Annotated in this window: 13 protein-coding genes; 3 read left to right on the forward strand and 10 right to left on the reverse strand. The window is 53.1% G+C overall.

What is annotated here, in order from left to right; genetic code table 11:
* Positions 1–110: 110 nt before the first annotated feature.
* Both cysB and topA read right to left on the reverse strand, forming a co-directional pair.
* Positions 111–1,085: an HTH-type transcriptional regulator CysB gene (cysB, locus tag CWS43_RS10465; RefSeq protein ID WP_095921674.1), complete on the reverse strand. Its 975-nt coding sequence runs from the start codon at positions 1,083–1,085 to the stop codon at positions 111–113.
* 394 nt (positions 1,086–1,479) lie between these two features.
* Positions 1,480–4,077, reverse strand: a complete 2,598-nt coding sequence (gene topA, locus CWS43_RS10470) for a type I DNA topoisomerase (RefSeq protein WP_101076878.1) — start codon at positions 4,075–4,077, stop codon at positions 1,480–1,482.
* Positions 4,078–4,518: 441 nt separating this feature from the next.
* On the opposite strand from topA, the gene CWS43_RS10480 reads away from it, so the two are divergent.
* Positions 4,519–4,770: a YciN family protein gene (locus CWS43_RS10480; RefSeq protein WP_101076880.1), complete on the forward strand. Its 252-nt coding sequence runs from the start codon at positions 4,519–4,521 to the stop codon at positions 4,768–4,770.
* Between the two features lie 115 nt (positions 4,771–4,885).
* Here the strand turns inward: CWS43_RS10480 and sohB are convergent, their stop codons facing one another.
* The gene (sohB, locus tag CWS43_RS10485) at positions 4,886–5,929 is read right to left on the reverse strand and encodes a protease SohB (protein WP_101076881.1); all 1,044 of its coding nucleotides are present in this window, start codon (positions 5,927–5,929) and stop codon (positions 4,886–4,888) included.
* A 344-nt stretch (positions 5,930–6,273) separates the two neighbouring features.
* On the opposite strand from sohB, the gene CWS43_RS10490 reads away from it, so the two are divergent.
* Positions 6,274–7,035 carry a YciK family oxidoreductase gene (locus CWS43_RS10490; RefSeq protein ID WP_101076882.1) on the forward strand — a complete coding sequence of 254 codons (762 nt, stop codon included), beginning with the start codon at positions 6,274–6,276 and terminating at the stop codon, positions 7,033–7,035.
* Between the two features lie 11 nt (positions 7,036–7,046).
* Positions 7,047–7,637, forward strand: coding sequence for a cob(I)yrinic acid a,c-diamide adenosyltransferase (gene cobO, locus CWS43_RS10495; RefSeq protein ID WP_101076883.1), 591 nt, complete (start codon positions 7,047–7,049; stop codon positions 7,635–7,637).
* A 28-nt stretch (positions 7,638–7,665) separates the two neighbouring features.
* On the opposite strand, the gene cobT is transcribed toward cobO, so the two are convergent.
* The 7 genes from cobT to CWS43_RS10530 all read right to left on the reverse strand — a co-directional run bounded on the left by cobT (position 7,666) and on the right by CWS43_RS10530 (position 13,887).
* On the reverse strand, positions 7,666–8,709 hold the full coding sequence (cobT, locus tag CWS43_RS10500) for a nicotinate-nucleotide--dimethylbenzimidazole phosphoribosyltransferase (RefSeq protein ID WP_101076884.1): 1,044 nt from the start codon (positions 8,707–8,709) through the stop codon (positions 7,666–7,668).
* Positions 8,710–8,735: 26 nt separating this feature from the next.
* Positions 8,736–9,332, reverse strand: a complete 597-nt coding sequence (gene cobC / locus CWS43_RS10505; protein WP_101076885.1) for an alpha-ribazole phosphatase — start codon at positions 9,330–9,332, stop codon at positions 8,736–8,738.
* Positions 9,333–9,341: 9 nt separating this feature from the next.
* Positions 9,342–10,094, reverse strand: coding sequence for an adenosylcobinamide-GDP ribazoletransferase (gene cobS / locus CWS43_RS10510; protein ID WP_101076886.1), 753 nt, complete (start codon positions 10,092–10,094; stop codon positions 9,342–9,344).
* A gap of 14 nt (positions 10,095–10,108) precedes the next feature.
* Complete coding sequence (gene cobU, locus CWS43_RS10515) at positions 10,109–10,663, reverse strand: bifunctional adenosylcobinamide kinase/adenosylcobinamide-phosphate guanylyltransferase (protein WP_101076887.1); 555 nt, start codon at positions 10,661–10,663, stop codon at positions 10,109–10,111.
* Between the two features lie 122 nt (positions 10,664–10,785).
* The gene (rluB, locus tag CWS43_RS10520; RefSeq protein WP_232776879.1) at positions 10,786–11,706 is read right to left on the reverse strand and encodes a 23S rRNA pseudouridine(2605) synthase RluB; all 921 of its coding nucleotides are present in this window, start codon (positions 11,704–11,706) and stop codon (positions 10,786–10,788) included.
* A 567-nt stretch (positions 11,707–12,273) separates the two neighbouring features.
* Positions 12,274–12,894, reverse strand: coding sequence for an L-threonylcarbamoyladenylate synthase (locus tag CWS43_RS10525; RefSeq protein ID WP_101076889.1), 621 nt, complete (start codon positions 12,892–12,894; stop codon positions 12,274–12,276).
* A gap of 69 nt (positions 12,895–12,963) precedes the next feature.
* A complete protein-coding gene (locus CWS43_RS10530) occupies positions 12,964–13,887 on the reverse strand; it encodes a PHP domain-containing protein (protein ID WP_101076890.1) in 924 nt (307 codons plus the stop codon).
* Between the last annotated feature and the right edge of the window lie 276 nt (positions 13,888–14,163).

Here is a 14,163-nt window from a genome sequence, read left to right on the forward strand (position 1 = left end):
AATATTGTTAACAATTTCATAACAGCCCAAAGTGATCATCAAACAAAAAAAATCCCCCAGAACCGGATGCCGGAACTGGGGGATAGACGCCCGCAACGTGATATGACGCTTTATTTTGTCGGCAATTTGATGTCTTTAAACATCTCTTCGATATCTTCGTTGGAACGCAGGGAAATCGCGGTATCGACCACATCGCGTGTCAGATGCGGCGCGAAACGCTGGATGAAATCGTACATATAGCTGCGCAGGAACGTGCTGCGGCGAAAACCGATTTTCGTGGTGCTGTACGTGAAGATATCCCGTGCATCGACCGTGACTAAATCTGGATCCTGAACCGGGTCGACTGCCATGCTGGCAATAACGCCCACCCCCAGGCCGAGACGAACATAGGTTTTGATAACATCAGCATCCGTCGCGGTGAAAACAATTCGCGGCGTCAGGCCTGCGCGGTTAAACGCAGTATCCAGCTCTGAACGGCCCGTAAACCCGAAGGTATAGGTAACAATCGGATAGGCGGCCAGCTCCTCGATGGTGACTTTTTCTTTACCTGCCAGAGGATGATCCGGCTGAACCACCACGGCGCGATTCCAGTGGTAACAAGGCAGCATAATCAGGTCGTCATAAAGATGCAGCGCTTCGGTTGCGATCGCAAAATCCGCGTTACCTTTTGACACGGCTTCAGCAATTTGTGTCGGAGACCCCTGATGCATGTGCAGCGAAACGCGCGGGTATCGCTCGATAAAGCCTTTAATCACATTCGGCAAGGCATAGCGCGCCTGTGTGTGCGTCGTCGCGACGTAGAGCGAACCTTTATCCGGATAAGTGTGCTCACCGGCAACAGCTTTGATGGCGTCCACTTTAGAGAGCACTTCACGGGCAATACGAATAATCTCCTGCCCTGCGGGGGTGACCTGTGTCAGATGTTTTCCGCTGCGCGAAAAAATCTGGATCCCGAGTTCATCTTCCAGCATTCGTACTTGTTTGCTGATCCCTGGCTGCGACGTGTACAGGCCTTCTGCCGTTGAACTGACGTTCAGATTGTGATTAACAACCTCCACGATGTAGCGCAGTTGCTGCAATTTCATATGTCATACCACCCTGGTTTCAAACCCTGTCACCATCCCTGTTCATCCGTTGGCTGAACAGACTGGAAATGATTTTTATTGAATGCCCGAAGTCAGTAATACATCGCTTTATGTCTCTGATGTATTAGCTTATTACATATATGAATAAAAACAAATTTCATATAACAATTATATCAAGAACTGACACATTGTATAGCCAGATAACATAAGGATTACAGCAGGCGGCAATACCCTGAGAAGATATTCGCGAGAAACCTGTCGATGATAGATCTTAATGCAATAAAAAAACCAGCCCGGAGGACTGGTTTTTTACAATCAAATAACAACAGGTTTCAGCGGGCTTCGACTAAATGATTCACGTTGCGCGAAGGCGGCAACCCGAATCATGGCAAAACTACTTCTTGCCTTCGACCCATTTGCCGTCAACATAGAACGCTGTCCAGCCAGTGGCTTTGCCGTCTTTTTCTGAAGACACGTACTGCTGCTTCGTTTTACGGCTGAAACGCACCATCGATTTATTGCCTTCCGGATCAGCAACTGGCGCATCGGCCAGATAGCTCAGTTTCTCCGGCAGACGATCTTTGAAACGCTTCAGTTCTTCCACCAGCGGCGCACGGGTTTCGCGCGATTTAGGGAAAGTATTGGCCGCCAGGAAAACACCCGCCGCGCCATCGCGTAAGACGAAATAAGCGTCAGATTTTTCACAAGGCAGCTCCGGCAACGGAACCGGGTCTTCTTTCGGCGGCGCGACGTCACCGTTACGCAAAATCTTACGGGTATTTTTGCACTCGTCGTTGGTACAACCCATGTACTTACCGAAACGTCCCATTTTGAGGTGCATCTCAGAACCACATTTTTCACACTCAACGATCGGGCCGTCATAGCCTTTGATGCGGAACTCGCCTTCTTCGATTTCGTAGCCATCACATTCCGGGTTATTACCACAGACGTGTAATTTGCGCTGGTTATCGATGAGGTAGCTGTCCATCGCCGTACCGCATTTGCCGCAACGGCGTTTAGCACGCAGAGCGTTAGCTTCCGCTTCATCACCTTCAAGAATGTTGAGAACTTCAGCATCCGCGATCAGGTTGATGGTGGTTTTGCAGCGTTCTTTCGGCGGCAACGCATAACCGGAACACCCGAGGAATACGCCGGTACTGGCTGTACGGATACCCATCGGGCGGCCACAGGTCGGGCATTCGATGCTGGTCAGAACCATCTGATTCGGGCGCATACCGCCTTCTTCAGGATCCTTCTCTGCGGTTTCCAACTGCTTGCTGAATTCGGTGAAGAATTCATCCAGCACTGCTTTCCACTCCGCTTTGTTGTTCGCGACCTGGTCCAGCCCGTCTTCCATGCGTGCGGTAAAATCGTAATTCATCAGTTCGCGGAAATTGTCTTCCAGACGATCCGTGACGATTTCACCCATTTTTTCCGCATAAAAACGGCGGTTTTCAACGTGTACATAGCCCCTGTCCTGAATGGTCGAAATGATCGACGCATAGGTAGACGGGCGACCAATGCCACGTTTTTCCAACTCTTTCACCAGTGACGCTTCGCTAAAACGTGCAGGCGGTTTGGTGAAGTGCTGGGTTGGCAGCAGTTGCTGCAACTCAAGATCGGTACCTACTTCAATTGCCGGCAGCGTTCTGTCTTCGTCGCCTTTACGCAACGCTGGCATGACTTTCGTCCAGCCATCGAAACGCAGCGTACGGCCTTTGGCGCGCAGGGAATAATCGCCCGCTTTCACCGTCAGCGTGGTCGAATCGTACTGCGCCGGTGTCATCTGGCAGGCCACAAACTGGCGCCAGATCAGCTGATACAGACGCTGCGCATCCGCTTCCATATCTTTGAGTTGCTCAGAAACAACAGCAACGTCAGAAGGACGGATCGCTTCATGCGCTTCCTGAGAGTTCTCTTTGTTGCTGTACTGCAACGGCGCTTTAGGCAGGTATTTATCGCCAAAGTTTGTGCCGATGTAGCCACGAACCATTTCTACAGCGTCCTGGCTCAGGTTGGTGGAGTCAGTACGCATATAGGTAATGTGACCGGCTTCATACAGACGCTGCGCCATCATCATGGTTTTCTTTACGCCAAAGCTCAGACGGGTACTTGCCGCCTGCTGCAACGTGGAGGTAATAAACGGTGCGCCCGGCTTGCTGCTGGTCGGTTTATCTTCACGATCCACTACGGTGTAACGCGCTTTCTCAAGCAGCGAAACCGCCGCGTGAGTTTGCTCTTTATTCACCGGTTTGAACGGTTTATCGAGGTGGTGCGTCACTTCCATTTGCAGAGCGGTTTCTTTCTTCGCCAGCAAATCAGCGTGCAATTCCCAGTATTCTTCCGGCACGAACGCTTTGATTTCTTTTTCGCGCTCAACCACCAGACGAACTGCCACGGACTGAACACGGCCAGCGGATAAACCACGGGCAATTTTCTTCCACAACAGCGGGGAAACCATGTAACCCACCACGCGGTCCATAAATCGACGCGCCTGCTGGGCATTAACACGATCGATATTCAGCTCGCCCGGTTCTTTAAACGCATTCTGAATCGCGTTCTTGGTAATTTCGTTAAATACGACGCGGCTGAAACGTTTGTCATCACCGCCAATCACTTCCCGCAAATGCCAGGCAATCGCCTCTCCTTCGCGGTCAAGGTCGGTTGCGAGATAGATGTGGTCAGCTTTTTCCGCTAACGCTTTTAACTCAGCAACCACTTTTTCTTTACCGGGAAGTATTTCGTATTGCGCTTCCCAACCATGATACGGATCGACGCCCATGCGATTAACCAGCGCCGTTTTCTCATCCTTTTTTACTTTTTTCTTTGTTTTTTCTTCGGCTGAGTCGGTGGTTTTTTTTGCAGCGGATCCACTGGTCGGTAAATCGCGGATATGACCGACGCTGGACTTAACCACGTAGTCATTTCCTAAATATTTATTAATCGTTTTGGCTTTTGCCGGGGACTCAACTATTACGAGAGCTTTGCCCATAATTACCTTTACCTGAATGATTCTTCATCATCTGAAGAAGATTTTGTCTAGTTATGCCGCGGCACAATATCACGTCTTTTTTTATATTGCGGCAGTGAGTCAGAACGTCAACTCATTTCTTTTAAAGAAGGAGCGAACTGACTTCCAGAGGTTCAAAACACTGATTCTGCGAGGGATTAACCAGACAGGGCTCAGCAGAATGTGCCCGTTTTTACGTCAAATAATGACCAAGCGTAAACAAAACATTCCACCTGAAGCCACAAAATCCCACACTCTACCTGATAAAAATCGTCACGCAAACTAATTAACACGTAAACGCCCTTTTCGCCAATGCGCTCAAAATATAAGCGAAAGGCAAAATGGATTACCCCCAGCAGATTTGCGGTTTTGTAAGCAGCAGGATTACAATAACGCCAGCAATTATAGTGGGGAGTAAATATCATGCACGAAAATACATCGGCAATTAGTCGCGAAGCTTTACTGACCGAGGCGAATAAGGTTATCCGTGAGCACGAAGATTTCATACACGGAATGCTGGCGACAGAAGTTGAGCAAAATGGCAATGTGCTGGTTTTCCGCGGGGAGTTCTTCATGGATCAGGACGGTTTACCCACCCGAAAAACCACCGCAGTGTTTAATATGTTTAAGCACCTGGCCCATCTTTTTTCAGAAAAATACCATCTCGAAGATTGAGATAAAAAAGCCGCAATAAAAGAAGGCGCAACCGGTTAGCTTTCGGAGTAAACCGAGCCGATAAAAAAAGGGACCGAAGTCCCTTTTTCTTTACGCGTTTAATGAGGTAAAGCGTTTACACTAACGGCTTCTGACTGCGCTGCAACCAGCGCAGGAACAGACGGTCTGCACTTTCAGCCGCGCTGCCGGTGAATCTGTCCATCATGCGTTTCCGACGGGCATAACGCACAGCAATCACTTCATGATTTTTCATTTCTGCAATCAGTAAATCATCACTGGTGCCGATGGCATCAATCAGGCCGTTTTCGCGTGCCTGCGTGCCAAACCAATGTTCACCGGTTGCCACAGCATCGATATCCAGCGACGGACGATTCTGATGCACAAACTCTTTGAACAGAACGTGAGTTTCATTCAGGTCTTCGCGGAATTTCTCGCGCCCTTCTTCGGTGTTTTCACCCAACAGCGTCAGGGTACGTTTGAATGCCCCCGCCGTATGCAGTTCGATATCAATATCGTTCTTTTTCAGTAAGCGGTTAAAGTTAGGGATCTGCGCAACCACGCCAATCGAACCGATAATAGCAAACGGCGCGGCGACAATGCGGTCAGCCACGCAGGCCATCATATATCCGCCACTGGCGGCAACTTTATCCACCGCCACCGTCAGGCGGATCCCGCTCTGACGCAAACGAACCAACTGTGAAGCCGCCAGGCCGTAACCGTGAACCACGCCGCCCGGGCTTTCCAGGCGCAACAGCACTTCGTCTTCCGGCGTGGCCACCGCGAGTACCGCAGAGATTTCTTCGCGCAGCGAAGTCACTTCATGCGCATCCATACTGCCTTTGAAATCGAGAACGTACAGGCAAGGTTTAGCCTTCGAGCCGCCAGCCTTTGCCTGCAACTTTTTCTGTTTGGCTTCGACTTTATCTTTTTTCTTCAGTTCTTTGCTGTGTAATTTCAACTCAGCCGGATTCATGCGTGCACTGCGCATTTCGCGCTGCATCTCACGGTACTGCTCCCCTAAATCGACCAGACGCAACTCCCCTTTATCCTGAGATTTGCGATGACGAAGACCAACCACCAATATCACCAGCGCGCCGATCGCGATCACTACGGTCACAACTTTGGCCAAAAACAGCCCGTAAAGAGAAAGTAAATCCACAAAAACCGCCTTTTCACTGTGGTCAGAAAGATGCTGAACATTCTAGACAATCGCCGCTGCGGCGTCTTGTTTGAATATGACATTGTCAATCGTACGTAAATCTGAGTGCGTCTGTGTTCCAATTTTGTTACAAAAGAGCTGTCCGTTTTGGGGTTAATCATTGAAACTCCTGCCCATTTAAGGCATATAACCGGTGATCAATTCCGAAACACCCCCAATTCACGCCAAAATGCCGGAAGGTGGTTGAGCGCAATTTCTCCCCCATCCTGCATTTTTGATACTCAGAGCGCCCGATGTGATGCCGGCCATTGCCGCCACATCTGGCCCGTATATAAGGACCGACCATGCACTATCATCCGAAATCTGATTTGCTTAATCACCGTATTATCCTGGTCACCGGCGCTGGCGATGGTATTGGTCGGGAGGCGGCGCTGACGTATGCCCGCTTTGGTGCGCAGGTGATTTTACTCGGACGTACCGAAAGTAAACTGGCCAGCGTTCAGCAGGAAATTACCGCCAGAAACCTGCGTCCCGCGTACATTTATGCACTCGATTTACTGAGCGCCAGCGAACATGATTGCCAGCGCGTCGCCAGCCAGATTGCCGAATGGGTGCCGCATCTCGACGGCGTTTTACACAACGCGGGGTTGCTGACGGAAATCACGCCAATGGCTGACATTCAGTTGCAGGACTGGATGAACGTTATGCAGGTGAACGTTAACGCGACGTTTATGCTGACGCAGGCATTGCTGCCGCTGCTGCTCAAATCGGCCAGTGCGTCACTGGTATTCACAACGTCCAGCGTCGGGCGCGAAGGCCGCAGTGGCTGGGGTGCCTACGCGGTATCGAAATTCGCGACCGAAGGCATGATGCAGGTGCTGGCGGAAGAACATAAACACACCGGATTGCGGGTGAACTGCATTAATCCCGGCGGTACGCGAACCAGCATGCGTGCCAGCGCGTTCCCGGATGAGAACAAAGACAAACTTAAGACACCGGCTGATATCATGCCGCTGTACCTCTATCTGATGGGTGATGACAGCCGTCGGAAAACCGGTACCAGCTTTGATGCCCAGCCTGGCCGTAAAGCCGGTCCAGCAGAGTAACGGAGCCGAATATGACTGAAGATCGCCACAAGCAGCGCCAGCAAAAGCTGAAAGAACAGGTTGATGCGCGCATTGATGCCGCAAAAGAACAGCGCGGCATTTTGATTGTGTTTACCGGCAACGGCAAAGGCAAAACCACCGCCGCTTTCGGGACGGTGACCCGCGCGGTCGGGCACGGAATGCGTGCGGCGGTGATCCAGTTTATTAAAGGTGAATGGCCGAACGGCGAGAAAAATCTTATGGAACCACACGGCGTTGAGTTTCAGGTGATGGCAACCGGTTTTACCTGGGAAACACAGAACAAGGAAACGGATACCGCTGCCTGTCAGGCCGTCTGGCAGCATGGGAAGCGCATGCTGGCCGATATCTCACTCGATCTCGTCGTGCTCGATGAACTGACGTACATGGTCAGTTTCGGTTATCTGGATTTGCAGGAAGTGGTTGATGCGCTGAACGCCCGTCCGGCGCACCAGACGGTGATTATCACCGGCCGTGGCTGCCACCGTGATCTGCTGGAACTGGCCGATACCGTCAGCGAACTGCGTCCGGTGAAACATGCTTTTGATGCGGGCATTATGGCGCAGCAGGGTATTGACTGGTAACACCCTGCTTTTCTTTAAAGCGTCAATCTCAGAGCGTGATCTGACACTCCTCCAGCGTCGCCATTTCATTATGAATCGCGCAGGCGGCATCAATCAGCGGTAATGCCAGCGCAGCGCCGCTGCCCTCACCCAGACGCAGGTTCAGGTCAAAATACGGCTGCAAACCCAGCGCCACAAGGGCTATTGTCGCGCCCTGCTCGGCCGAAAGATGTGACGGAATAAGATACGGTTTCAGCGCCGGTGCCATCTGACAGGCCGCCAGTGCCGAGGCGTAAGACAGGAAACCGTCCAGCACCACCGGAATTCCCGCCGCCGCCGCACCGATCATTGCGCCCGCCATACCGACAAGTTCAAACCCGCCGACTTTCGACATGACATCCAGCGCATCCGAGGCGTCCGGCTGATTCACCGCGATGGCTTTTTCCACCACGCTGATTTTATGGGCCAGCCGCTCCGGCGGAAGATTTGCGCCCAGTCCGACCGTTTGCGCAGGGGCTGCGCCGGTGAGCACCGCCACCATTGCTGCCGCTGGCGTGGTGTTTGCCATGCCCAGCTCACCGACAGCCAGCAGGGACAACCCGCTTTCCGCTTTCGCAATCACGCGCTCTGCGCTCCAGACCAGCAATGATTCCGCCTGTTCACGGGTCATCGCCGGGCCGGCTGCAATATTGCCGGTGCCTTGCGCGACTTTGTGGTTCAGCGTGCCGGGAATGTCCGGGCCGAGTATCCCGCAGTCGACCAGCGTCACCTGTGCTCCGGCGTTACGCGCCAGCACGGAAACCCCGGCTTTTCCCTGGACGATATTGATGGCCTGAATTGCGGTGACGACCTGCGGCGAAGGCGTTACGCCTTCGTGCCAAACGCCGTGATCGGCGGCCATCACAAGAATTTCTTTGCTGGGGAATTTCAGCGGTGCTTTGCCGCGAATCGACGCCAGCTGGATAGCCAGCTGCTCCAGACGCCCGAGACTGCCCAGCGGTTTAACCAGGCTGTCCAGACGTTCTGCGGCAGCCCGTGCGGCCTCTGCGTCGGGTTCAGCAATCTGACGGATGATATTTGTCAGCGAAGCCATCGGTGTTCCTTATCGTGATCAAAAAGTTAAATACCGCTGTCGTTGAAACGTTGGATAACACAGGCGCCCGGGCTTAAATCGATTTCGCACAGACAGCCTTGTTTAAACGGAAAGCGCCACATGTCAGCGGGCGCGAGTTTGAGCATCATCGCCAGCAACAGGCTGAGCGAACCCTGGTGCGCCACAATAGCCACGCGGTTTCCCTGCGGACGCAGGTGAATTTGCTGCAACGCCTGACGGATCCGCCCGGTGAATTCGGTGAAGGATTCGCCCTGAGGCACTGCCGCTTTTTGCCAGTCCTGACACCACTGCTGATAACCTTCTGCCTCCGAGGCTTCCAGCTCTTTGTGATGGCGCATTTCCCATTCGCCAAATCCCATTTCCCGGAGCAGAGGCTGGCTTTCTACAGCGATTTCACGCCCTTTAACGATAAATTCAGCCGTGGCCAGGCTGCGCCGCATGCCGGAGTGGATCACACAATCGAGCGGTGTTTCCGCCAGTTGGCGAGCGACGTGCTGCGCCTGCGTTTCACCCTGCGCGGTCAGCGCGATATCGCTGCTGCCGCAGAAAACGCCATCAACGTTAGCCTGAGTTTGTCCGTGTCGTATCAGATATAGCTTCATTATGTTGCCTCAGCGCCACAACAGGAAAAACAGGAATACCAGCTCGCTTAATTCACACGCGGCACCCAGCGTATCACCGGTTTGCCCGCCTATACGGCTGGCGACAAAACGGCGGAAGGCGAAGGTAAAACACAGCGTCATCAGCAGGGCAAACAGCGATGAAAAACCGGCGATGCACAGAACCAACGCGGCCATCAGCAGTAACGTGATATAAAAACGCCCTTCGCTGATTTTGCCGATAAACAGATTGCCCATGCCCGATTCACGGGCGTAAGACTGCCGGAACATCATGACGGACATCATTCCCCGCCCGATAACCGGCGCCACAATAAGAGCGGCAAACACCGCCAGACCGTCAGCGCTTATCTGATAAATCAGCGCCGTACGCAGCAAAATAGCGACAATCAGCGCCAGTGCACCGTTGGTGCCAATGCGACTGTCGCGCATGATTTCCAGAATACGCTCACGGCTGCGAACCGAAAACAGCCCGTCGCAGGTGTCCGCCAGCCCGTCAAGATGCAGTGCGCCGGTCAGCATAATGTGAGCGATAACCGCGGCAACCGCCGCCGGAAATGCGCCGACGTGCGGAACCAGAATTCCCCAGACCAGCGCAGAAAGCAGGCCGACAACCAGCCCGGCGAAAGGGAAACACACAATCCCGCGCGGGTAATCTTTCATTTCAACACCGTCACACCAGCGTTCTTTGACCGGAATGCGGGTGAGGAACTGCAACGTCGCGAGAAACAGACGCCATGTCATCATCGTAAGATCCTTTTTTACGCAGACGTTTTTACCGGCACCGGGATCCCGGAGACCACCAGATAAACGTCATCTGCCGTTGCCGCCAGTTGCTGATTCGCCCGACCGGCGATATCACGAAAACGCCGTGCCAAAAGATTATCGGGGACAATCCCCATACCGACTTCATTAGTAACGATAATCACTTCCGACTCAGAATGCAGAGCCGCATCCGCCAGCTGAGTGATTTGCGTCAAAATATGCTGTTCGATAGCGGTGAAATCCATCGCTTCCGGCTCTGCTTCACCGGCCATATCAAACAGCAGATTCGTAATCAGCGTGGTGACGCATTCAATCACGATCGTCGGGAATTCAGCTTGCTTCAACCGCACCACGTCGCCTAAATCACGTTGGCTTTCAAAGGTATGCCAGTGCGACGGGCGTTGCTGCTGGTGAAAGCGGATCCGCTCAGCCATTTCTGCATCGGTCACCGCAGACGTGGCGATATACAACACGTCTCCGCCACGTTTTTCGGCGATCTGTTCGGCAAAACGGCTTTTACCGCTGCGCGCGCCGCCGGTAATCAGCATCATAATCGGCTCCCTTTAAGTTGAGCGAATAATCACGTTCCGCCCTGATTTTTGAGCAAAAAAAACCGCAGCCGGTGAGAGCTGCGGTTTATGAGCATAACGGTTAGCGGTTCGCTTGTCAGCGATTAACCCCGTTTTGCCGGGCCAGTGGTGCGACGGGCTGGCGCCACCGCCGTATGGCGTTTCACGGCACGGCGGATCTGGTTAGCTTTGACACGACGACGATCGCGCTCAACCGGCAGTTTGCTGACGGTTTCTTCGGTCATATCGACCAGTGTGCGCAGATAGTTGATATCCGGCAGATCCAGCTCTTTATAGCCGCCGCGAGGCAGGCCTTTCGGCAGGTTCAGATCACCATAACGCACGCGGATCAGACGGCTGACCTGGACGCCAACGGCTTCCCAAAGACGGCGAACCTCACGGTTACGCCCTTCGGTCAGGGTCACGTTGTACCACTGGTTCAGGCCTTCGCCACCCTGGAATTTGATGGAGCGGAAAGCGGCAGGGCCGTCTTCCAGCTGCACGCCACGGCTCAGCTGTTTAATCTTTTCATCATCAACCTGACCGAATACGCGTACCGCATACTCACGTTCCACTTCACGGCTCGGGTGCATCAGGCGGTTAGCCAGTTCACCATCGGTGGTGAATAACAGCAAGCCAGAAGTGTTGACGTCCAGACGACCGACTGCAATCCAGCGTGAACCGCGCATTTTCGGTAAACGGTCAAAGACGGTCGGACGCCCTTCCGGATCACTGCGCGTACACAGTTCACCTTCCGGCTTGTAGTACGCCAGCACGCGGCAGACGGTGTCCTGAGATTCCATCACTGACAGAATGTGGCCGTCGAGACGAATTTTTGTCCCGCCGGTCACTTCAACACGATCGCCCAGCGTCGAGATTTTACCGTCAACGCTGACGCGGCCAGCCTGGATCATCGCTTCCACTTCACGACGTGAACCATGGCCCGCACGTGCAAGCACTTTCTGAAGTTTTTCTGTTTGCCCTTCAGTGCTGTCCAGCGCGTTTTTCGGCTTCTGGTACTTCACTTCTTCTTCATCACTGTTTTCATCAAACAGGTGTTCAGCTTTAGGCTTAGTGCCACGCGGTTTCAGCGGACGCTTTTTATCATCGCGCGCATTGTCCGGGCGTGCCGGTTTGCCCATGCGGGGTTTTTCAATGCGGGAATCAGAACGTGAATCGCTGCGACCTGCATCTGCACGCGGTTTATCGGTACGCGGTTTGTCAGAACGTGGCTTATCGGTACGTGGCTTTTCACCACGTTTTTCAGCCCGCGACGGTTCCGGACGGCTTTTCGCTGCGCCGGAATTTCTGCCGCTTTTAGGCTTGTCACCAGACGAACGTGCCGGTTTGGATTTGTCGCTGGTGTGCTTCTGGGAATTATACTTCTCGCTCATTGAGCAGCCTCATTTGTCGCCTTCACAGGCGTCGGGGGGAGCCGGCAGCACAATGTGACCCATTGCCTGCCCGCCAAAATTCGTTTATTACGCTTGAATACAACGACTTACAAAAAAGTCAGCCCGCCATTATACACATTTATCCCCAATTTGTATCCTGCTAAGGGATTTACGGGCTGATTATTTTTCAAACAGCAGTTACCGGAACGGTGCCGGATCACCTGCGCCTTCACGTACCACTTCCGGCGTTGACTCCGTCAGGTCGATTACGGTGGTCGGTTGTTGTCCCAGCGAACCGCCGTCAATAACCAGATCGACCAGTTTACCGAGGCGATCTTTGATGTCTTCCGGATCAGATTCTGCAAAGTCATTACCCGGCAGCATCAGCGTGGTGGACATCAGCGGTTCACCCAGCGCGTCGAGCAGCGCAATCGCAATCGGGTTGGACGGCACGCGTAAACCGATAGTCTTACGCTTTTCGCTCATCAACCGGCGCGGCACTTCTTTCGTCGCTTTCAGGATGAACGTGTAGTTGCCCGGCGTGTTATTTTTGATCAGCCGGAAGGCCGAATTATCAACGTAAGCATAGGTGGAAAGCTCAGACAAATCGCGGCAGACCAGCGTGAAATTGTGGTTGCCGTCCAGCTGACGGATACGACAAATACGCTCCATCGCGTTCTTCTCTTCCAGGCGACAACCCAGCGCATAACCCGAATCCGTCGGATAAACGATCACATTCCCTTTGCGCAGCAGTTCAACAGCCTGACTGATCAGACGCGGCTGCGGATTTTCAGGGTGGATATAAAAATATTGACTCATTGTTCCCTCTCAATGCTTTTCAGACCTGCCATTCGCCACAGCCACTCGAAACTTTGTGACAAAAATGCATCAGGCCCCTTCAATTTCAGGCACTTTCCCGGCCACTGGCCAGTGTTGCCACACAGGTTCCACGCCTGCGGGAAGCCAAAGTTTGCGCCCCAGCTCGATCCAAGAACAGGGCTGATGAAAATCGGAGCCCTGTGAAGCCAGAAGCTGATAATCGCGGGCGTATGCGGCAAGCTGCGTTCGCTCATGCGGCCCCTGCTGACATTGGGCAACTTCCATTGCATCCCCCCCCAGCTCAGCAAAGAACGCAAGCAGGCGTTTCAGCCATTTGGTCGACAGGTCATAACGCCCCGGATGGGCGACAACAGCCTGCCCGCCGGACTGATGAATAGCTTCAATCGCTTGTTCTATTGTACACCACTGCGGAGGAACGTAGCCGGTCTTGCCCTTCGCGAGGTATTTTTTGAAGACCTGCGCGATATTGTCAGCCGCGCCGAATTCCACCAGATAGCGGGCGAAATGTGCGCGCGTGACCGCCCCGCCTTGCGCCAGATGCAACGCACCTTCCCATGCCCCCTCAATGCGCGCTTTCGCCAGACGACGCCCCATTTCCTGAGCACGCTGCTGACGTAGTTCGGCCTGCGAACGTAATAAATTCACCATCGCAGGATGCGCCGGATCGATACCCAGCCCGACGATATGAATTTCATGGTTTTCCCACAATGTGGAAATTTCGACACCGTTTATCAGCTGCAACGGCAACTGATTGTCCGCGATCGCCTGCGCCGCACGCGCCAATCCTTCCGTACTGTCGTGATCGGTAATCGCCAGAACCCCCACGCGCATTTCGACCGCGCGGGCGACCAGTGCTTCAGGCGTCAGATAGCCGTCAGATGCGGTGGTATGACTATGAAGATCATAGAGAGTAAATGCAGTGCTGGGTATCGGGTCATCTGCTGAAGGCGAAGTATTTATGGGTAAAGTCATCGTCACGTGGGGAATTAACCTGTTTCTGAATGCGGTGCATATCATAACGCGTTAACCCGGTGCACGTCAGGGATGATTTCACGCAGCCTTGCGCACTGTTACGGTGCTATGACGATACGCCCGCACTAAAGGTGTGAAATTGGGCAAAAAGAGGGTTGACTTTGGCTTCATGAACTAGTTTACTAGTACGCAAGTTCACGGAGTCGTTCACAAACGAACAACGTGACAAACCGATTCAGAAAGCATACGTTTTTTAAACGATGACTTTCACAATAA

Origin of the sequence: Rahnella sp. AA (assembly GCF_002834385.1) — a bacterium.
Taxonomy (GTDB): domain Bacteria; phylum Pseudomonadota; class Gammaproteobacteria; order Enterobacterales; family Enterobacteriaceae; genus Rahnella.

Excerpts from the sequence above, each read along its gene's own strand:
- cysB (WP_095921674.1), bottom strand. The coding sequence starts at position 1,085 with ATGAAATTGCAGCAACTGCGCTACATCGTGGAGGTTGTTAATCACAAT.
- topA (WP_101076878.1), bottom strand. The coding sequence starts at position 4,077 with ATGGGCAAAGCTCTCGTAATAGTTGAGTCCCCGGCAAAAGCCAAAACG.
- CWS43_RS10480 (WP_101076880.1), top strand. The coding sequence starts at position 4,519 with ATGCACGAAAATACATCGGCAATTAGTCGCGAAGCTTTACTGACCGAG.
- CWS43_RS10490 (WP_101076882.1), top strand. The coding sequence starts at position 6,274 with ATGCACTATCATCCGAAATCTGATTTGCTTAATCACCGTATTATCCTG.
- cobO (WP_101076883.1), top strand. The coding sequence starts at position 7,047 with ATGACTGAAGATCGCCACAAGCAGCGCCAGCAAAAGCTGAAAGAACAG.
- cobT (WP_101076884.1), bottom strand. The coding sequence starts at position 8,709 with ATGGCTTCGCTGACAAATATCATCCGTCAGATTGCTGAACCCGACGCA.
- cobC (WP_101076885.1), bottom strand. The coding sequence starts at position 9,332 with ATGAAGCTATATCTGATACGACACGGACAAACTCAGGCTAACGTTGAT.
- cobS (WP_101076886.1), bottom strand. The coding sequence starts at position 10,094 with ATGATGACATGGCGTCTGTTTCTCGCGACGTTGCAGTTCCTCACCCGC.
- cobU (WP_101076887.1), bottom strand. The coding sequence starts at position 10,663 with ATGATGCTGATTACCGGCGGCGCGCGCAGCGGTAAAAGCCGTTTTGCC.
- CWS43_RS10525 (WP_101076889.1), bottom strand. The coding sequence starts at position 12,894 with ATGAGTCAATATTTTTATATCCACCCTGAAAATCCGCAGCCGCGTCTG.
- CWS43_RS10530 (WP_101076890.1), bottom strand. The coding sequence starts at position 13,887 with ATGACTTTACCCATAAATACTTCGCCTTCAGCAGATGACCCGATACCC.